Origin of the sequence: Facklamia sp. HMSC062C11, from assembly GCF_001810675.1 — a bacterium.
Lineage (GTDB): Bacteria > Bacillota > Bacilli > Lactobacillales > Aerococcaceae > Facklamia > Facklamia hominis.
On sequence record NZ_KV802416.1, the window covers coordinates 111,835 to 131,223 of the forward strand.

At 37.1% G+C, this 19,389-nt stretch carries 22 protein-coding genes and 1 tRNA gene; 6 read left to right on the forward strand and 17 right to left on the reverse strand.

Annotated features, from left to right (window positions below):
- Positions 1-22 precede the first annotated feature (22 nt).
- Positions 23-754 (forward strand): glucose 1-dehydrogenase, encoded by a 732-nt coding sequence (locus tag HMPREF2758_RS08255; RefSeq protein WP_070610054.1) that lies wholly within the window; start codon positions 23-25, stop codon positions 752-754.
- 489 nt (positions 755-1,243) lie between these two features.
- On the opposite strand, the gene HMPREF2758_RS08260 is transcribed toward HMPREF2758_RS08255, so the two are convergent.
- From HMPREF2758_RS08260 to HMPREF2758_RS08295, 8 genes are all read right to left on the reverse strand, one after another.
- On the reverse strand, positions 1,244-2,359 hold the full coding sequence (locus HMPREF2758_RS08260; RefSeq protein ID WP_006908055.1) for a M20 metallopeptidase family protein: 1,116 nt from the start codon (positions 2,357-2,359) through the stop codon (positions 1,244-1,246).
- Positions 2,360-2,565: 206 nt separating this feature from the next.
- Positions 2,566-3,252 (reverse strand): TMEM164 family acyltransferase, encoded by a 687-nt coding sequence (locus HMPREF2758_RS08265; RefSeq protein WP_070610056.1) that lies wholly within the window; start codon positions 3,250-3,252, stop codon positions 2,566-2,568.
- 148 nt (positions 3,253-3,400) lie between these two features.
- Positions 3,401-3,991, reverse strand: coding sequence for a DUF4230 domain-containing protein (locus HMPREF2758_RS08270; protein WP_006908057.1), 591 nt, complete (start codon positions 3,989-3,991; stop codon positions 3,401-3,403).
- 10 nt (positions 3,992-4,001) lie between these two features.
- Entirely contained in the window at positions 4,002-5,186 is a 1,185-nt protein-coding gene (locus HMPREF2758_RS08275) for a hypothetical protein (protein WP_246823309.1), read from the reverse strand.
- Positions 5,187-5,336: 150 nt separating this feature from the next.
- Entirely contained in the window at positions 5,337-5,837 is a 501-nt protein-coding gene (locus tag HMPREF2758_RS08280) for a hypothetical protein (RefSeq protein WP_070610060.1), read from the reverse strand.
- Positions 5,821-6,636, reverse strand: coding sequence for a DUF3100 domain-containing protein (locus HMPREF2758_RS08285; RefSeq protein ID WP_070610061.1), 816 nt, complete (start codon positions 6,634-6,636; stop codon positions 5,821-5,823). The genes HMPREF2758_RS08280 and HMPREF2758_RS08285 overlap by 17 nt, the downstream gene beginning before the upstream one ends.
- A gap of 25 nt (positions 6,637-6,661) precedes the next feature.
- Positions 6,662-7,921 carry a M20/M25/M40 family metallo-hydrolase gene (locus tag HMPREF2758_RS08290; RefSeq protein ID WP_070610064.1) on the reverse strand — a complete coding sequence of 420 codons (1,260 nt, stop codon included), beginning with the start codon at positions 7,919-7,921 and terminating at the stop codon, positions 6,662-6,664.
- A 220-nt stretch (positions 7,922-8,141) separates the two neighbouring features.
- On the reverse strand, positions 8,142-9,014 hold the full coding sequence (locus HMPREF2758_RS08295; RefSeq protein WP_006908062.1) for a DMT family transporter: 873 nt from the start codon (positions 9,012-9,014) through the stop codon (positions 8,142-8,144).
- Positions 9,015-9,254: 240 nt separating this feature from the next.
- Here HMPREF2758_RS08295 and HMPREF2758_RS08300 point away from each other — a divergent pair, with 240 nt between their 5' ends.
- Positions 9,255-9,725, forward strand: a complete 471-nt coding sequence (locus HMPREF2758_RS08300; RefSeq protein WP_070610066.1) for a hypothetical protein — start codon at positions 9,255-9,257, stop codon at positions 9,723-9,725.
- 97 nt (positions 9,726-9,822) lie between these two features.
- Positions 9,823-11,121 (forward strand): ClC family H(+)/Cl(-) exchange transporter, encoded by a 1,299-nt coding sequence (locus HMPREF2758_RS08305; protein ID WP_246823305.1) that lies wholly within the window; start codon positions 9,823-9,825, stop codon positions 11,119-11,121.
- Between the two features lie 74 nt (positions 11,122-11,195).
- Here the strand turns inward: HMPREF2758_RS08305 and HMPREF2758_RS08310 are convergent, their stop codons facing one another.
- The 5 genes from HMPREF2758_RS08310 to HMPREF2758_RS08330 form a co-directional block, all read right to left on the reverse strand.
- Positions 11,196-11,528, reverse strand: a complete 333-nt coding sequence (locus HMPREF2758_RS08310) for a hypothetical protein (RefSeq protein ID WP_006908065.1) — start codon at positions 11,526-11,528, stop codon at positions 11,196-11,198.
- 98 nt (positions 11,529-11,626) lie between these two features.
- A complete protein-coding gene (gene hemW, locus HMPREF2758_RS08315) occupies positions 11,627-12,766 on the reverse strand; it encodes a radical SAM family heme chaperone HemW (protein ID WP_006908066.1) in 1,140 nt (379 codons plus the stop codon).
- An 18-nt stretch (positions 12,767-12,784) separates the two neighbouring features.
- Positions 12,785-13,048 carry a barstar family protein gene (locus HMPREF2758_RS08320; RefSeq protein ID WP_006908067.1) on the reverse strand — a complete coding sequence of 88 codons (264 nt, stop codon included), beginning with the start codon at positions 13,046-13,048 and terminating at the stop codon, positions 12,785-12,787.
- 18 nt (positions 13,049-13,066) lie between these two features.
- Positions 13,067-13,537: a ribonuclease domain-containing protein gene (locus HMPREF2758_RS08325; RefSeq protein WP_006908068.1), complete on the reverse strand. Its 471-nt coding sequence runs from the start codon at positions 13,535-13,537 to the stop codon at positions 13,067-13,069.
- A gap of 33 nt (positions 13,538-13,570) precedes the next feature.
- Entirely contained in the window at positions 13,571-15,001 is a 1,431-nt protein-coding gene (locus tag HMPREF2758_RS08330; RefSeq protein WP_070610071.1) for a hypothetical protein, read from the reverse strand.
- 203 nt (positions 15,002-15,204) lie between these two features.
- Between HMPREF2758_RS08330 and HMPREF2758_RS08335 the strand changes: the two genes are divergently transcribed.
- Both HMPREF2758_RS08335 and HMPREF2758_RS08340 read left to right on the forward strand, forming a co-directional pair.
- Positions 15,205-16,542 (forward strand): C1 family peptidase, encoded by a 1,338-nt coding sequence (locus HMPREF2758_RS08335; protein ID WP_070610072.1) that lies wholly within the window; start codon positions 15,205-15,207, stop codon positions 16,540-16,542.
- 139 nt (positions 16,543-16,681) lie between these two features.
- A tRNA-Lys gene (locus HMPREF2758_RS08340) sits at positions 16,682-16,754 on the forward strand.
- A 119-nt stretch (positions 16,755-16,873) separates the two neighbouring features.
- Here the strand turns inward: HMPREF2758_RS08340 and HMPREF2758_RS08345 are convergent.
- The 4 genes from HMPREF2758_RS08345 to amaP are packed head-to-tail and all read right to left on the reverse strand — an operon-like array spanning position 16,874 to position 18,652.
- A complete protein-coding gene (locus HMPREF2758_RS08345) occupies positions 16,874-17,434 on the reverse strand; it encodes an Asp23/Gls24 family envelope stress response protein (RefSeq protein ID WP_070610074.1) in 561 nt (186 codons plus the stop codon).
- A 24-nt stretch (positions 17,435-17,458) separates the two neighbouring features.
- The gene (locus tag HMPREF2758_RS08350) at positions 17,459-17,851 is read right to left on the reverse strand and encodes an Asp23/Gls24 family envelope stress response protein (protein ID WP_070610075.1); all 393 of its coding nucleotides are present in this window, start codon (positions 17,849-17,851) and stop codon (positions 17,459-17,461) included.
- A gap of 28 nt (positions 17,852-17,879) precedes the next feature.
- The gene (locus tag HMPREF2758_RS08355; protein ID WP_070610076.1) at positions 17,880-18,074 is read right to left on the reverse strand and encodes a DUF2273 domain-containing protein; all 195 of its coding nucleotides are present in this window, start codon (positions 18,072-18,074) and stop codon (positions 17,880-17,882) included.
- Positions 18,075-18,088: 14 nt separating this feature from the next.
- Positions 18,089-18,652, reverse strand: coding sequence for an alkaline shock response membrane anchor protein AmaP (amaP, locus tag HMPREF2758_RS08360; protein ID WP_246823307.1), 564 nt, complete (start codon positions 18,650-18,652; stop codon positions 18,089-18,091).
- 345 nt (positions 18,653-18,997) lie between these two features.
- On the opposite strand from amaP, the gene HMPREF2758_RS08365 reads away from it, so the two are divergent.
- Positions 18,998-19,342, forward strand: coding sequence for a BlaI/MecI/CopY family transcriptional regulator (locus HMPREF2758_RS08365; protein ID WP_070610077.1), 345 nt, complete (start codon positions 18,998-19,000; stop codon positions 19,340-19,342).
- Positions 19,343-19,389 lie beyond the last annotated feature (47 nt).

Genomic DNA, 19,389 nt, shown 5'->3' on the forward strand with positions numbered 1-19,389 from the left:
AACACTTAAAGGGGGCGTTTTAATGGGACGTTTAGAAAATAAGGTAGCGATTATTACTGGGGGCGCTCAAGGAATGGGTGAATCCCATGCACGTTTATTTGTTGAAGAAGGCGCTAAAGTTGCCATTACAGATATCGATGTTGAAAAAGGCCAAGCCTTAGCTAAAGAACTCGGAGAATCTGTTCTTTTTATTAAACAGGATGTCAGTTCTGAAGATGACTGGAAAAAAGTCATTCAAGAAACAGAGTCTACTTTTGGTCCGATCAATATTTTAGTGAATAATGCAGGTGTCTCAACTGTCTTATCAACCGAACATTCTAGTCTGGAAGACTACAAACGAATACTTGGAATTAATCAAATTTCTGTCTTTCTAGGGATGCACTATGTCATTCCATCTATGAAAAAAGCCCAAGGAGGGTCTATCGTTAATATCTCATCCATTAATGGCATGAATGGGGGAGCGATCGGCTATACCGATACCAAATTTGCAGTTCGTGGTATGTCAAAAGCTGCTGCCAAAGAGTTAGCCCACTATGGTATTCGTGTTAATTCCGTACATCCAGGTGTTATCAACACTCCGATGGTCCAACACTCGGAAGCTTTCGATCAAATTCAAGCTATGGTTGATTTTATACCTTTAAAGCGAATGGCAGAGCCCCAAGAAATTTCTAACTTAGTCTTATTCTTGGCTTCTGATGAATCCTCCTACTCAACAGGATCTGAATTCATCGCAGATGGAGGAATCCTAGCATAACTTTTTTATTCAATATTAGCAAAAGAGGCGGAGCACTTTGAGTGTCTCCGCCTCTTTTACATCTGTCAAATGTTTTTAGTTATGTTTAACCGATTGATGAGGTCTCCTTTGCTTTTCTTTAATGAGAGAATCACAAAAAAACGTGATCGCTTTTACCGCATAAAGCTGCAACCCGACAATCGCTAGGGCTAGCCCTATCTGTAACAGTTTTAACATCCTTATCCCTACTTTTAATTCACTTTATTTCAGAATAAAGCAAATATACTAAATTGCAAGTAAAATTTTAAAATCTAGCAAAAATTAGACCCTAATACACCGAATGATGAAAGAATATCCCTACTGATACCCGACCCGATGTTCACCTAATACTTTCTCCATTTTCTTTTTTCAATCCCCAATACAAATAGGATCAATCAAACCAACAATAAATACTGATTCAATGAATAAGCTGGCTCAAGCCAAACACTAATCAACTATATTTAAGACCGTTTAACCTAGTGCGATCGCTCTAAATAATTCTATGCCGCGTTCGATTAATTCGTCCGGAAATGTATAAGGATCAGAATGGAGTTCTGCATAGGGACCATCACCTAAAAAGAAGAAACAGCCAGGACGTTTTTTTAAATACCAGCCAAAATCTTCGGATGAACGAATCGGCTCTTGTAGCAACTCAAAAGGTAATCCTGCCTCTTTAAAAATAACTTTTAGGCGATCTACTTCTGCCTGCGAATTGGAAGTATCTGGAAAAGTATCCGTTAAGGTCATCTCTAATTTAAGCCCTTCCTGATCCGCCAAATATTGAGCCTCTTTATGAATCAATGCTTGTAACTGATCTAAATCTTCAGTCTTTGCCGCCCGCAATGTTAAATCTAAGGTTCCTTGTCCTGGGCTCACACCAAAATTAGATTCCCCTAGTCGAACAGAAACCACCGTACACAAGATTAGATCTGAGAAATTTTGGCCATGGAAAGTCATGGCTTGATAACCACTAAAATCACTTAATGGTCGCCAGTCATTGACTAATTTGGCAATAGCATAGATTGGATTCTTACCTTTTTCTGGTTCAGAAGCATGTGACTGAATTCCCTCAAAAGTTAAACGCATTCCCGTCGAAGCACACATTAGTGTTCCAGCACGAAAATGTGCCGAAAACTTTGTCAAATGTGGCCAATTATGTAATCCATAGATCCGATCGACATTAGCCTCATCGAGTACTTCACAGCACTGCTTAGCTCCCACTCCATTTTCTTCAGCATGTTGAAAGAGATAGACAATATTTTTTCCGGTTTTAATTTTATCTAATGCCAAAATCAGCCCACACAATATTGTCGAATGCCCATCATGTCCACAACCATGGAAAGCTTGCATCTTAGAATTCACAATTGAATCCATATCTGCACGAAAGGCTAGCGTTTCGGTTGCCCCTTCATCCTTAATGGCATAAAAATAAGCCCCTTTATCTACCAGCTTCACAGATGAATGTTGCCCAATAAAATTCATCAAACGCATTTTCGTTTCTGCTTCATGTTCTGACACCTTCGGATGAAGATGTAAATCCATCCGTAATGCTTTTAACCATTCTAATTCCTCTTGAGACAAAATCATATTACCGCCTCCATAATATTAAAGCTTGGTCTCATTCAAGCTCCCTTGTATGCTGTCATTATACGCTTATTAAAAAGGCTGTGCGACAAGAAATTCTATCAGCGAATAACAAAGTAGGTTCTTTAAATACATTTATTGCTTAAATATTTATAAAAGGCTATGGTATTTGACCATAGCCTTCGTAAAAAATGTTAATTTTTATTCAATTATGAAAGTAACGCTTCAGTTGATGTCTGCCTTAAATGTATTCTATCTTGCAAAAATTTCATAATCCATGAAACCGTCAAAACCACCAAACTCACTATCAAAAAAGATGAATGAGTAAAAGTAGCCTCTGATATAAAGGGGAGTTGTCTTAAATAAGCATAATCTGTCTGAAGAAAGATATTAATGCCTTGAATGAAAGTATGTAGTAACAAGGTGTAAGCGCTGATCTCTTTATAACTAGGCGAACAATAATCATTTCGCAAATAGATTAGGGATAAAATAAGAATCATGCCATGACCCAAAAAATAATACACAAAGGTCACATGGGGAAATAGATAGGGATCCATATCTCTAATCAATAAAGCCCCCACTGAAAAAGGAAGCCCCATTAAACTAATCCAACTCATAAATTTATTATGTTGCCCCAACAATAATCCGACTCCTAAAATCCAAATGATTAGTCGGCAATGATAAAGGGGGAGGCCATCTGCTAACAACCGCCCCGATCCTTGATACCAAAATAAAATCATACATTGCAAAAAAAGTGCAAAAAGAGCATACAACTTAACTAAATAATCAACTCTAGCTAGCAAATAACAAACAACGATAAATAGTAAAACGACGACTAAAGGAACTTGACTAGGATGATTATCCTCGATTATTCTAAAAAAATAAGCCAGATTCATTAGTCAACCCCTTCCAATACATTTATTAATCATCTCACGGGCAAACATTGGGTCCGATCGATCGTAAGCAAAAAGACTTAAAAAGTATAAAAGCTGATGGATTGAATGTCAAGCTATCTATCATTCAACTCACGTCTAATAAATTGATTTAATAGTACTCAATCTGATATTCCTTTTGATCATAAAAGCGTGATAGGGTCGAATCAAGTAATTTAATCGCATTATCATGGGCTGCCTCAAGTAAGCCATTCTTAATTGCATCTTCCTGAGCTCTTTCTTTCAGATCCTTTAGAGAAAGATTCATATCCTCGAAGGTAAAATTATTAAAAGGACTATAGCTTGCATCATAAACTAATAAACTATCTGGAAAAACTTCCTGACTAAGAATCTGAGTATCTGGTAATTCTACATAAATTGTCTTTTTAGCTTCATTCACCGTAAATTTTATCGACTCAAACTGTAAGCCCGCCTTAATCACTCCTTCATAACTATATAACACCTTAGAGTCTGTAAAGGGTAAGTTAAAACCTAATACCTTCTTATTCGGTTTTTCACTCACTTGTGAAATCTTATACCGATATTCCGAAGTTGCTAATTCACCAATATCTGCCATTGATGCCTCAATTTCTTGCGTAGCAATTTTTGGGCTTTCAGACTGTCTTGGCAAGAAGAAATATGTCAAGATGCCTACACAGACTAAAATGGTTATATATTTCAATATTTGCACAACGTATTTCATGGTGTCCTCCTTATTGTATCGTCTTTGCCGCCTTATAGAGTTCCAAACGCTTGTCTTCCAAGGCTTCATCGAAGTTAATCTTCATCAAAGGATCATTATTAGTGATTACGCCTAAGTTGTCAAGCTCTGTGTAACGCAGATCTATCTGTGGCTCTCCATCCTCCAAGCCCATGTAACCGCCATAAAAAGATAATGAATCACCCACTTTTAATTTAGGTTCCTTTGCAATCCGTAAATCCGTTAACCGGTATATCTGATCTGGCTTATTATCTTCCTGAATCCATAGATGGGCCGGTTGAATCAAGCTTCCGTGTTTGGATTTTATGATCTGACCCGTAATTTTGATTTTACGATTTTTTAAACTAGAAGGATACTTTGTTAACTTCTCGAATGGAATCTCCTGGCATTCTTGCAAATATCGATAACGTTGAAAAACAGGGTCATCCCACTGCCGATTATTATAATAAAAAAGATAGTTTTGTATCATTTTTTTAAAAGTCTCTATTTGTTGAGCCTGAGTCTGATCTTCCGCACTTAGTAACTTATATATTTGAATCAAATTTAATAATTCTTTAGTCTGCTGACCATTTGTTAAGCCACTTTGATAAGATGAATTATCTACTAAATAATCAAACAGATTAATCTTATAATCCTTGATAAAGGAGTCGATCCCTTGATAATTTTGCGGCAAATGTTGGATTTGTGAAGCAGTTAATTTAGAATAAAGCGTTTTTAATGTGTCAACAGCAGCAAGATCTTGAACCGCTAAGTCGCTCATTTTATCCATTAATTGAAAAGTCTGAGCGAACACTGTCTCTTTAAACTGTTTTTCAGCCTGAAGCAACTCACTAAAATTCGCTACATAAGCTTGTTGATCATCTGTCAGATCATCATATGCCCTTCTCGCTTTTTGGATGGACTCTTGTCCATCTGGAACAGACGGGTTAATCGATTTAATAAGTAATTCCACGTGGTCAATTGCCAATTGATCCATTTTTCTTTGAACTTCTTGTAACTCTTGATAGTTAGCGACCTGTCTTTTTTCTGAATCCGTCAATTTTTGATAACGTTGTTCAAGTGATTCCAACTCATCTTGGTCTACTTGCTTTTTCGTTATTGTTTGACTAATATCGTGTTCCAAACTTTTAACAGAGGGACTTTTACCACAAGCAGTTAAAGTGAAAATTAGTATCATCACTAAAAGGCCCTTCCCTGACTTGGCTCTCAACACATTTTCAACCTCCCATCCACCATAATCGAATTATACTTTTAATCTTAAAAGCTGACAAATATTGCTTTAAGCAAAAAATCCAGCAGAATTTCTGCCAGATTTTCTGAAATTACTTTATAAAGCGCCAGTCAACCATAAACCTAATTGAGAAATAAGAGCACTCCCTAAGTAGGTTCCGATAAAAACAAAGGCTGCCACAATCATTATCTTCCAGGAGGTACGTCGTAAATCAACTAGACTATCGGCTACCGAGATCCCAGCTACTGCCAAAATAGGCGTTGTAACCGCTAGAAAGTCAACCGATTGGATGGACTTGATGACCACTTCGCCGAAAATCAAACAAAAAATTAAAGAAACGATCGAAACCCATCCCAGAATTGGAAAATCTTTCGCTACTGGAATCTCTTTGGCCTTCATAAAATCGGCCACAAAAATTCCTAACATGGAAAAGAGCCATAAAATAAGAAGTCCTAAAAGCGTCCAACCAGTGATTGGAGTAGAAGCTGAATTCTTTAATAACTTAATCCCTTGTGTAAAGAGAATTAAAGCACAACCTAAAGCGACTCGTGCACCAAAATCAAAGTATTTCTGCTTTGAACTATTTTCCATGATCATAATGATCTCCTTTCGTAAAGAAATTATAGAAGAATCGTTGCATTGGGATGGCTATGAAAAACATCGTATAAGTTCCCAAAAAACTTGTCAGCAATTGACTAGCAGCCGCATAAGAACGAACTGTTTCCGCCATTGCTTCTGTTGGCATTAATGCTGCAATCGAAGCAGAGGAAGCTGCCATCATTGAAGCTGAGCCTGGTCCAGAAGCCATTGCTAAAGCTCGATAATCTAGCCCCAGTTTTAAAAATAGCGGGGCTACAATACTAAAGAAAATAGATCCAAATAGGGTACCGATCAAATATAACGAAAGGACACCTCGACCTTCTGCCGAATTCAAAGTATACTTTTCTGAAATATAAGCCAGTTCTCCTTCACGGCCAAGTCCAAGCGTTGCACCAATGGCTTCCCGTCTCAACCCAAGTAATAAAGCAATTGGCATCCCTAAAATAACCGTCCCCGTATTCCCTAACTCTTGCAATAAGAAAACCCAGCCTACTTTGAGGATTTCCTTTAGATTGGGAGCAACATCGGCTCCATAACGAGCCATTAAAGGCAACATAATAAACATTAAACTTCCTGATGCAAATTTAATATTTTCGGGCGAATAGATTTTCTTCAAAATTCCTTTACGCCATAATGGAATAGCAAATATCATGGTAATTAATACCGCAAAAACAAGGGGTAAAATATTTATGGTAAAACGACCTAGGCTTAAACTTCTAAAACCAATCCATTCTGCAGCAACTATCGCAAGCAAAATAAAGGGAATTAAATACATTAATGATTTTTTATGTGTCAATGTCCTTCTCCTTCAATTAATAATCTTATAACATCGTTGTTAAGGTTGATAAATAGTCCGAGTATGACCGTCGATATAGCTTGTTGTAATCCATTGAATCACTGATATGGTGAATACATTGAACCAAATAGTCTGGGAAGGTCTTTAGCACGAATTCTGGATCAATCATCCGAAAATCAATCCCATGAATACGTCCTTCAAAGCCTCCATAAGAAATCTGAATACAAGGCAGCATATATGATAAGTCTCCAATATCTCCCGCTGCAGCAATTGCCCCTCGTTGGTCGATCAAACCTGTGATTGCTGGATAGGCCATAAATGCCTCTTTAGCTAATTGCGTCAAATAATCATCTTGATGAAAAGGAAGATAGCCCATTTCTGTCTCACAGGTCACTTGCCCACCTAAAGCTAATGCAGAGCCTTGTGCCATCTGATCTAAACGTTGCGATACTTCCCTCATATAATCTAATGACATCGATCGAATATCGGTTCCTACACGAACTTGATCTGGAATCACATTTGTCGACATGCTGCTTGCATCCATAATAATTGGATTTAAGCGTAAATAAACATCTTCGCGCATTTGTTGCCTAGCTAAACCAATTGCTGTATTAAACAGGGTGGACATACTATAAGCATTCACTCCTGAATAAGGATCAAAGCCGGCATGACTGGCTCTACCTTGAAAATCAAAGTATTTATAACAAAAGCCTGCCAAATCACATGCCAATTCAATTGTTGGCTCATGAAAACGCTCACCGATGGAGTGAATATGAATCGCAAAATCGATATCATTGAAGACCCCTAGACGCATTGCTTCTGCCTTACCACCAAGGTGAACCACCTTCCCTTGGTCTCGTAAACCACGCCGATAATCTAAGTCCAAATATTCCTCCGCTGGTACGAAGATAAAGGCTAGATTAAAATCTAACTGCTGATAGGCTTGAGTCACAAAAAAATAGTGGTACAAAGCTAATGCAATCGTCACCTGGCTAAAATGACCACAGGTATGTGCCGCTCCGGTTTGAGGGTTTGCTCGGAAGTGGTTTGGGGTATAGACCGCATCCAATTCAGCCAAGAAGGCCATGGTATGTTGACAATTATGATTTAGATCCACGCGAAGTCCAGTTAAGGCAAACGTTTCAATTTTGGCCTGCGGATTAACCGAATGAATGTAGTCTATTACCTTGCCTTGAGTCCGTTCTTCCTTGAAGCCTAGTTCCGGATGGTCAAATAGATCCTCTGCAAAGTTTTTCAAATCCTCATATTCACGATCAAAAAACATGATTTCTCGCCATCTCCTCTCCAAAACAATCATGAAATACTTCGCTAGTGTATCAAATAAAAGTTAGCTAAACTAGTTGTTTTCCAAAAAAAAAACGAATTCCTTATCTTTTCTAATCATTTACATAAATGATCATAAAAAAACTAGTCGCTCAAACCAGATTTTCATCACAGTGTAAACGACTAGATCTTTAAGTTTTTTCATTAAGCAGCCATCAAAACTAACTTTCTTTAAGCGGTTTTAAGTCTACTACTAGAATACCACAGAAAATCAAAATTCCCCCCACAATCATAGTCAACATAACAGGCTCTCCTAAAATCAAAATAGCTGTTAACATTCCAAAAAAGGCTTCTGTTGATAAAATAACTGCTGTTTCATTACTGGTAGTATAGTTTTGTGAAATGGTTTGAAGGCCATAACCAACAAGTGTTGCAACAATTCCAACATATAAAATAGGTAGGATAGACTCTTGAGTAAAATGAATATTGGCTTCGCCTAAGAAGAAGGCCGCTATCCAACTAAGGGCTGCTGCAGCCCCCATTTGAAGAAGCATCAAGGACCAATTTGGCATTCCCTCCCCATAATGGTCCATATAAAATATATGGGCTCCAAAGAAGACGGCACCAATTAGTGACAAAGCATCCCCGAAATTAAAGGCGATTTGACCAATTCCCCCAGAGAAAGAAGTGAATCCAATCCCAATTAAAGAAATCAAAGCCCCCAACAACGCATTCTTTGATAACTTTTCTCTAAGAACAAGCCATCCTATAAAAGGAACAATGACGACATTGACTGCTGTTAAAAAAGAGTTCTTTGACGTAGTGGTAAACTCAAGTCCCTTTGTTTGAAAGAAATAAGCTAAAAATAAAATAACTCCCACTGTGACGCCTTTTATAAATTCGTCCTTTGAAATTCTCTTTAATTTACCCACATTAATCACCAATAAAATGACAAAAGCAATCGTAAAACGTAAAGCGATCACTTGAAACGTCGTAAAGTATTTCAGTGCAATTGAAGAAAAAGTAAAGCCCGATCCCCAGATTAATGCCGTCAAGAGTAATCCAAGTTTCCCAAGCATATGTTTATTTTTCATAGAATCCCCCTCTATTAAATCTGTTTACAAGTATAACAAGATTCACTCCTACATACAATTAATATAGCTTAGCCTTTCGTAATTAGCCTATCAATAAGCTGACAAATATAATAACTCCTCTAAAAAATAGACCCTCTGCTCCCATTTTCTTACAGCAATTATTCTTAGTCCTTAAAATTACCTGATTTATTGCTATCGAATTATGGTATAGTTAAGCCAAGTAAAAAATTGGAGGTTTTTATGTCTGCTATCTTTTTTTATCCTATATTAATTATCCTTTTAGGCGCTATCAGCTATAACCTTTACTTAAAACGTCAAATAATCCTTCGGGAAACGATCACACCTTCTTGGTGGATTGCCCAAGTTCTAACGTTACTGATATTGTTATTTGTTGGTCGCGGATTAAGAATGGACCCGAAAGCTTATCTATTGTTGGGTTTATTTATGATCTATTCCTTATCAATGGCTGGGTGTAAGGGTGTCTCTAAGGATGGCTTTTTTGTTCTTCAAGGCATCACTTTTACTATTAAAAAACTTCCGTATCAACATGTTGACCGAATCGTAGTAGACCGTCTACCAGATCAGTCTTTACTTAGCCTACTGATTCCCGATCAACAAGTTTATCATCAACAAAAATATAAGCTCTCTGATGAGCAAGCGCTACTAAGCCTACTTGATTCTAAACAGCTTCTTTATGACTTTAAAAAATAACTATAATTAATAAAGAGGTTCCAGAGACGATGATGATTTTAATATATCCATCACCCATCAGTATTTCTAAATCTTCTATTTTAGCCTATTAGAAAGGATGTTTCTTGTGTCCCACTCTCATACCCTTCGAATAAAACCCTTAGGGCTCGCCCTCCTAACCGGTACTTTAACCGGTATTATCGTTGCTTATTTTCGATTAGCTCTTAGTCAAATCAATCATCTTTTACAAAGCTTGCTTGTCCAGTCTTCACAACACTTTTTTCAAGGTCTTTTATTTTTAGGCTTATTACTCATTCTTGGTATTTTTGCAGGCTACTGTCTTAAAGCCGAAAGTAACATTTCTGGTTCTGGAATCCCCCAGGTATCAGGACAACTCCAAGGTCAATTACAACAAAATTGGTGGCGCGTCCTCATCTATAAATTCCTAGGAGGTTTAGCCACCATCGGTTCAGGACTTACGTTAGGCCGCGAAGGCCCTTCTGTCCAAATCGGGGCTTCTATCGGTCAAGGAATGGCTCAATTAAGTCGAAGTAAGGAAGAAGTCTCCAACTATCTGATTGCTGGTGCAGCTGGTGCAGGAATGGCAGCCGCTTTTAACGCCCCTCTTTCAGGTCTTTTTTTTGTCATCGAAGAATTGCTTCATCAATCTAATCGTCGATTATTTGTCTATACGGGAATCACAATCGCTAGCTCTAGCTTAACCGCTAAATATATCCTCGGCAACCAGGTATCCATTCCAATTCCGGTATTTAACCCCGATAACTTCCCGAACTTGATTCAATGCCTCTTACTAGGTATCTTAGTCGCTTTTTCTGGGCTTCTATTTAATCAAGGCATTCTAAGTCTCAAAAATATTTTCTCAAATTGGCAGGCCCCACTGTATCTTAAAACAGCCTTGCCATTCTTAATCACTGGTCTTTTTCTACTCTATGACCCACAATTATTTGGATCGGGCGCTAATTTGATTCAGCTTCCCTTCGAATCTTCCTTAACGTTACCGAATCTAAGTTACCTATACCTCGTTAAATTGGTTCTACTTTTACTAGCTTTTTGCTCAGGAATTCCAGGAGGAATCTTCTTTCCCCTACTAGCCTTAGGGTCACTTGTCGGCCAAATTTATGGTTTGACCCTTGCTCAACTTGGATTAGCTTCTGCCGATTTAATCCCTTACTTTTCGATTATTGCGATGGCCTGTCATTTCGCAGCGATCGTTCGTGCTCCTTTAACAGGGATGGTTTTAATTATGGAAATGACCGGTGCCTCACTCCCCTGGTTACTCCCCATGATGATCGCCTGCTACACCGCCGACTTGGTGAGTGAGTTCTTAGGTAATCAACCGATCTACGAAAGTTTATTGGAAATAATCCTTCAAAATAAATATAAACCTACGAATTAAATCAAATCCTTCAAAATTACAAACAAAGCCCCCATCTAGTGAATAGAAAAACACTAGATGGGGGTTAATTTTGATTAAGCCCGACGTACATTTTGCCAAATAATTAAAGCAAGGGCAATGACTAATAGACCAAAGGACAAGTGCCATAAAATATAATTACAGATAAGACAAATAATAAAAGCAATCGTATCTCGTTCTAATGGATAAAAGCCAAGATACTGCGTATATTCTTTACCATCAATGACGTATGTCAATACATAAAGGACTAATGCAATTGTAATAGGGAACAAGATCAATGACATGAAGTTATTGAAGTCTCCAATAATATAGAAAACAAATGAAGCTACATAATTATAAATCCAAGCATCTTTAGGGATTTGCTTAAAAAATGATTCCAATGATAACATTTATATCCTCTCCTTTAATTGTATTATCAACTACAATAACTTTTTCAACCTCCGTCTTAAGACGGAATTGAATCGTTACAAGTTCATTATACCATCATTTACAAAATATCAAGATAAAATTGATTGCCAATGTCTAAACCAAGCTCTGTAAAGGCTATGCGGTCTTCACTCAATTGGATGATCCCTGTATTTAAGTGCTTTTCAATGGCTTTCTGATATTTTGTCAAAAAATCAATTCCAAATCGCTGATTAATTTCAGGAATTGAAAAACCTTTTAAAAGCCGCATATTCAGCATGATATATTCCTTTTCACGATCCTCTAAAGTCATCACTTCTTGAGACATAACAGGTGGAAGCCCCCGATCAATCTTTTGATAATATGCTGAAAATGATCGTTCATTATCATAGCGAATCAAATCCACATTTGAAGAAGCTCCCAAGCCTAAGCCTAAATAATTATCTAGGCGCCAATATTTTTTATTATGGCGGCTTTCATAGCCTGGACGGGCAAAATTTGAAATTTCATACTGTTCAAAACCTGCTGCTTTTAGACGCTCCTGAATATAATGATACATCGTCCTCTCTAATTCTTCACTCGGTAACTTTACCTGACCCGTTAATACCCAGCGTTTTAAAGGTGTATCATCCTTAATCATCAATGAATAAATTGATAAATGAGTAAGGGGAAGCGTCAGTGCTTGATTCAAATCATCTTCTAGGATCTCCAAGGTTTGCTTAGGATTAGCAAACATCAAATCTATCCCTAGTCGATCGATCCCTTTATTCTTCATCAATTCAATCTTCTCAAAGACCGTAGCTCGATCATGGAGTCGCCCCATCATTTTTAACACTTCATCATTGAAAGATTGAACACCCATCGAAAACCGATTAAAGCCGCATTCAAGATAACTATCTAATCGGCGACTAGTAACCGATTCAGGATTCATCTCAATCGAAATCTCAGCCCTTTGGCTCACTTCAAAATAGCGATAAACTCCCTCCATCACTCTTACCATCTGGTCAGCAGATAAATAAGAAGGTGTCCCGCCACCAAAATAGATGGTATCAATCAAATAATTTTGTTCCTGATAAAATGCCATTTCTCGAATCAAATAATCAATATAGGGATCAACTTCATTGGCTTGATCCGTAAATGTTAAAAAATTACAATAGTGGCATTTTTTTTGACAAAAAGGAATATGAATATATAGTCCCATCTTGACCTTCGCTTGTGACATGATTCGATTCCTTTCCTATTACCATTTTATTATAACTTGATGATAGCCATCCCGATCCAAGTCACCCAATAGATCTAAAAAAGCTAATCCACGCTCCGCCAACTGTTCATAAAATAAGCGAGCATGGTTTACCTCTATTCGACTATAAGATCGGTCAGTCATTGCATCCCACAAGGCATCTAAGTTATGCCCGGTATAGTCTGGTAGGTCAAATAAATCAATCCAGTAATCATAGGTTTCCTTGAGGTCCTGACAATATACTGCATCCAAGATATAGTTCATTCGAGTGCCCCCTTAACTTCAATAAAGTTGTTCGAAACTATCATAGTGATCCTGTGTGTAAAAGATCAGCCCATCATTTGAATAAACCAATCGCAGAGGTCCTCGATGATTGGTATAACCCGCCTTAAGGTCTGCCTCATAATAACGTCTCCCTGATTTTTTAGGTAATTGTCCTTCACGATTACCAAAGGAATCTCCACCTACCACATAGTAGGGATCACCAGGTTGCCAACCCTTACTTTGAGCTTGCTTTTTCGTAATATAATTAGCAGGCAAGCTTTGATACTGGTGAATATAGGCCGCTACATCCTCTAGATCATAATAAGCTTCCCCTTTGACTAGCTCTTTATTTTCAACTTGATGGCTATTTTCCAGTGAGGAATTTGAGTCAAGGGAGAGATCCCTATCAGTCGTAAGACCTCTCATTAGACTAAGTAATAATAGAATAATCGCTAAGGCTGAGAAAAGAATTTGTTTAGTCTGTTTCAATCTTTAATCCCCCCATTTTTTCACGGATGTCTATTACTCAACGGCGTCGGAGGAAGTAACTTCCGCTTCTTCACTAACAGACTGATCCGCTTTTGCACCCTTTATCACTAAATTATTGGGGTTAAAAGCGTTAAATTGTGAGAAATGAATTCCATAAAGTGTCTGAACTTGTTCTTCTTGACCGGTAGCGGACCAAAAAATCACAGAAACAAGCTTTCCACTGACTTTATCAATCATCAAATCCAAACCATAGATGGCAGGTGAAGGCTTCTCAAGAAATGATAGATCAAGTCCCTCACCAATCTGATTGATATCCTCCAAGTTATCTTCTACAAAATAACGATAACTATAATAACTTGGTCGATCTTCTTCTGATTGGTCCTCTTTTTCATCAACTTTTTTAAAATCATCAAAATGCTCAATAAAATAATTGACAAAATAATCGTAGTAATTTTTTTGACTAAAAGCAGTTAAATCCTTGCCAAATCGATCATCCATCAGATCTTTAGTATATAATCGCAAGTCTTCTACCTTTTTGTCCTTTACTTCGCCATAAGCCAAAAGTAAATTATCCGAAGCTAAATAATTGACATAAGCCATTGCTTCATCCAAGCTTTCATCCATTTGATGGTAAAAATTTATGCCATAAGTATAATAGACCTTACTTAAATTTGCCTTTTTAAAAGCTTCTAAGAGACTATCTGAATCAATAACTGACTCTTGTAATTGGCTATTGAGGTCCACATCCAACGGTATCGCATCGACTTGCGCCTTCTTTATTTGAACAATCTGATTCAATTGGTAGGAGCTTCCCCCTGTGTCCACTTGAGCTTGCAGTTCGAACTTTTTAATTTGAAAACTTTTTGGATCATAATTCATCGTAAAGCTTACTGAATCAATCGAGCCTTCTTCTACAGCAATCGGCCAATCAAAGTGACTTGGTAGTAACCTAAGTTGGTCCTTATCCGTTATTTCTTTTTTTACCTGACCCTCTTGGCTTAAATCCAACTGATCTTCACCTTCAACCATTAAGTTCAAATAACTCACCAACAAATCCGGTAAGCGTTCTCCATCACTAGTCTGCCAATTTGTTCCATCGGAACGTATATAGCCCTTATCTTTCTGACCATAGAAGTCAAACTGAGTCGATTGATTACCTTCTTTGACTTGGGTTTGAATATAATATGAATTCAATTTCCCTTCTTGATAATTTTCTTGCCCCTGGTAATCCTTAGTTAATTGTTCGGTTCCATTATCAACCACTAAACTTCCTTCATATTGATAGTAATTATTTTCATTGAAGGTTTGTAACATTGGTTGAATTTGATCAAATATTTTACCCTCTTCAATTTTCTTCTCTAATTCAATAATTTCTGGCTTCTTTTCCTTCACCGTTTGCGTATCACAAGCCGCAACAAATCCAATCAGAGCTAATAAAAATACCCACTTTAATCCTTTTTTCATAGTAAATCCTTTCTAATGTAATGTGCTACTTTCATTGTAGTAGAATTAAAGGCATATTGCACCCTTTTTACTTGCCATTTTTTAGATTTAACCGCCTGTTAAAATCTTTTAAAGCGTTTTATTTTTAGGGTTGACTAAATTATTAAAAAGCGTACAATCAGGTTATAAGCATTAAGCTGATCATAACTTTTAGGAGGGATTTAATGATTAATCAAGCTTTGCTCAAACAATATCAAGATGCATTCGATAAAGACCCTGCCAATCAAGCAAGCAAGCATGCCATCGCAAGGGTAGGGATTAATGAAGCCAGTGTCGACAACCAGGCCATTCGTCGGCACACCTTTACTTTCTCAGACGAAACCAAACGTGGTAAAATCACCAACCAAAAAGCTTCAGGTCGCTGCTGGATGTTCTCAGCCCTGAATGTTCTACGGGTTCAAACCATGAACCAATTAAATGTTGAAAATTTTGAATTTTCACAAAACTATACCTTATTCTGCGATAAATTAGAACGGTCAAACTTCTTCTTGACCTCAATTATTGAAACCGCTGATCAACCCCTTAATTCTCGACTGATTGCCCATCTTCTAAATGATCCGATTGGTGATGGTGGTCAATGGGAAATGTTCGCAGGTATCTTAAAGAAATATGGTTCGGTTCCGAAAGAGATTATGCCTGAGACATTCCACTCTTCAAATACGAGAGGCTTAAATGAAATTTTAGCAAACAAATTGAGAGAATTTGCTGCTCGTCTTCGTCAAAAACAAGCTGCCGGGGCCTCAAAAGAAGAACTCGAAGCCTTAAAAGAAGATCAATTATCCTTCATCTACAACCTTCTCGTAAAAGCATTAGGAGAATTCCCAACTCAATTCGATTATGCATATCGAGATAAGGATAACAAGTTCCATCGAATTGAAGCGATTACTCCTCAGGAATTCTTCAATAAATATACTTCCATGGACTTAGATCATATGATTAGTTTGATTAATGCTCCTACAGATGATAAACCCTACAATAAGACTTATACTGTAAAATATTTAGGTTCGATCGTAGAATCAAAACCCATTAAATATCTAAATGTACCCATTGAAGTGATTAAGAAAGCCGCTATCACTGCCATTCAAGATGGTCATCCCGTATGGTTTGGTTGTGATGTCGGTAAGATGAGTGAACGCAAAATCGGTATTATGGACGCACATATGTATGCCTATGAAGACACTCTGGGTCAAGGATTTAATTTAAACCGTGCCGAACGCTTAGATTATGGCTGTTCATTATTAACACATGCCATGGTATTTGTAGGGGTAGACTTAGATAAAAATGGTTCCCCACTAACCTGGAAAGTAGAAAATTCCTGGGGCAAAGATTCTGGAGATGAAGGCATTTACTCCATGTCAGATGCATGGTTCGATGAATATATGTATCAAATTACGGTTCCCGCTAAATATATTGAAGAAGAGTATCAAAAATTATATCAAGCAGATCCAATCGCTCTCGAGCCTTGGGATCCAATGGGCTCATTAGCCTTCCTTCAAGCTTAAAAATAACCCTATCTCCCATCTCTGTTGCTAAAACAGAGGTGGGGATTTTTAATATTAAATCTAAAGTATCCATAAAAAATTAGTTTTCCCCCTTGACGAATCCGATGAAAAGTCGTAATATATATTTTGTTGATGTTACGTCTCCTTAGCTTAGTTGGTAGAGCATCTGACTCTTAATCAGAGGGTCGTAGGTTCGAGTCCTACAGGGGACATATTCATAAGCCCAAAAGGGCTTTTTTTTATATCTTTAAAAAGCTTTTGAAACCAAGCAATATAAGAAGATCCTTTCCACTCAAAATTAGAATGGAAAGGATCTTTGTCGTTTATCCAGTTATTTAACACGTGAAGTATTTTTATCTTTCAATTTATCCGCTTCTTTTGATAACTTATCAGATGCTTCTTCGGTTTTTTCAGATACATACTGACCCGTAGATTGGGCAGCATCACTCACACGATCCTGGACAGTTACTTGTTCCTCTTTATATTGTTCACGTGATTTAACATCAACCACATTCACATTCACTTCCACTACTTCTAAACCAGTCATCTTGGCTACTTTTTCAGACACCGTCTTTTTAATCGCCTCAAAAATTTCATTAACGTCCTTGCCAAATTCCGCCACAACGTCCAAGTCTACTGCTACTTGCTTCTTGCCCACTTCTACTTCAATACCATCTGTTGAATTATCCGTATTAACTAACTTCCCAGTAAAATTCGAGAAGAATCCACCAGAAACACCTAATAATCCTGGGACATCTTTTAAAGCAAGTGCAACAATCTTTTCAATGACTTTATCATGAAAGGTTAATTCACCGCGAATTCCATCGCCAAGCTTAGTATCCACTGATTGTTCTTTAACTACATCTTGTGTTGTTTTTTTTATTTCTGTCATTTCTACTTTCTCCTTATATCCTTGTTATTCTTTAGGGGCTGCTTGTTGTTTAGCATATTCTTCCTTACTCATAATATCCGCTACATTCACATTCACTTCAATTACATCAAGACCTGTAGCTAACTTAATCTCATCATAAGCTAACTGGCTAATTTTTTCCGCAATCTCCGGAACATCTTGGTCATATTCGATAATAATATCAAGATCAATAGCTACTTGTTCTTGACCCACTTCAACATCAATTCCATCCGTAGATACTTCCTTATTAGAATTAGAAAAGCGTTGAGCAAGATCGGATACAAAGTTTCCCTTAGCGGCTATAACACCTGGTGTCTCTTCTAAAACACGGGCAATTATTTTTTCGATGACCTTATCATCAAATGTTACCTTCCCAGCGATTGATTTGTCTTCCGTCATTAAAATCCCTCCTTCTATACTCGATAAATCACTTCATTAAATTTTTGATTTTCTCTAAAAAGTTGTTCGCTTCTGCTTGAAAACCCAAGTATGCTCCAACGAGTGTCATTATAAAAATAAAAACTGTTTCAAAAAAACCAACTGTAATAAATAAGATGGCAGTTATTAATCCTAGTACCGCTCCCACTATGGGGTAAGAAAAACAATTAAAACAATTTTTCATGAACTAGCCTCCTTTTAAAGAACTCGTGATTTAGTCTTAAATTTTTGATTTTCTTCATTTGAAATATCTTTAAATTCAAGTTCAACTTCTGCTGGATAATCCCGTCCAATTAATTGCCGAATCTCTGAACGGATACGTTCAGCCAACTGGTTAGCTTGACCATATAGATCAGAAGTTCGTCGGAGACTAACAATCACATACACCTTAATCTTATTCTTTTCGACCGTCACTTTGGATGAGTAATAGTCGACCGCTTCCTCATTGTCCAACAAGGCCTGAATCATACCAACAATCGCATTAGGTCTTACCACTAGCTTACCGCGATTATCTCTTAATTCAATTCCCTCTTGCTTATCAGGCATCAAGAAACATGCAATAATACCAACGACTAGCAAGACAACCAACACTAAGCTTCCCCAATAAATATAGGAACCACTCACTGCTGCAAATGAGGAATACCCTTTTAGCATTAAAGACTTGCTGGTAGCTATCTGATGATAATTTACCATATTGGGCCATAGTAGACTGATCGCAAAAATTGTCAAGACCAGTAATAGCCACTTAAACGACTTTTTCATAAAGTACTATCCACACCCCTTCATATTTAGTATCTTTAGACTAACATTAATTTCTTTAAATGTGAAATAAAACGACTCCATCAAATAAGTGTTTAATTTAGACACAATTAATAATGTAACGCGTTTTCATTATGAGAATTATTGTTGTTTTATTGGATAAATAAAATAAAAGTATTACTGGTCAGTTTCTTAGTACGAGAAAGCCCACTTATTGATACAATCGTGAATTATCTCACCAAGTAGTTTCCTAATTTTTAAAAATTATATGAAATTTTTCTGTTTTCACTATATTCAATTCATTAGAGATGGTATAATGAGACGAAAGCTTGTAAAGGAGAGTGTGAAATGCCAAAAATAAAATTGACCAACAAAGAGCATGAATTACTACAAATATTATGGGATGCTGATCAAGCCCATACAGCAAAACAAATCGTTGATAATTATCCAGGATTGGTTATGTCAACGACACAAACAACCTTAAGAAATCTTCTAAAACGCAACTTAATTCGGGTGGCCAAAGTCGACTTTTCAGGCCGAGCTTTGTCTAGAACTTATGCTGCAAATCTGACCATGGAAGAATATATCGTTAAACAATATCCTAAAATGGATATTGTTGCTCTCTTAAAACGTTATAACAAAGCTCATTCTATGACCGAAGATCAAAAACAAGCATTGAAAGATCTTCTATAAACTTTATTAATAACCAAAAATGAGGCTGTGACATAAGTCCACCAAAA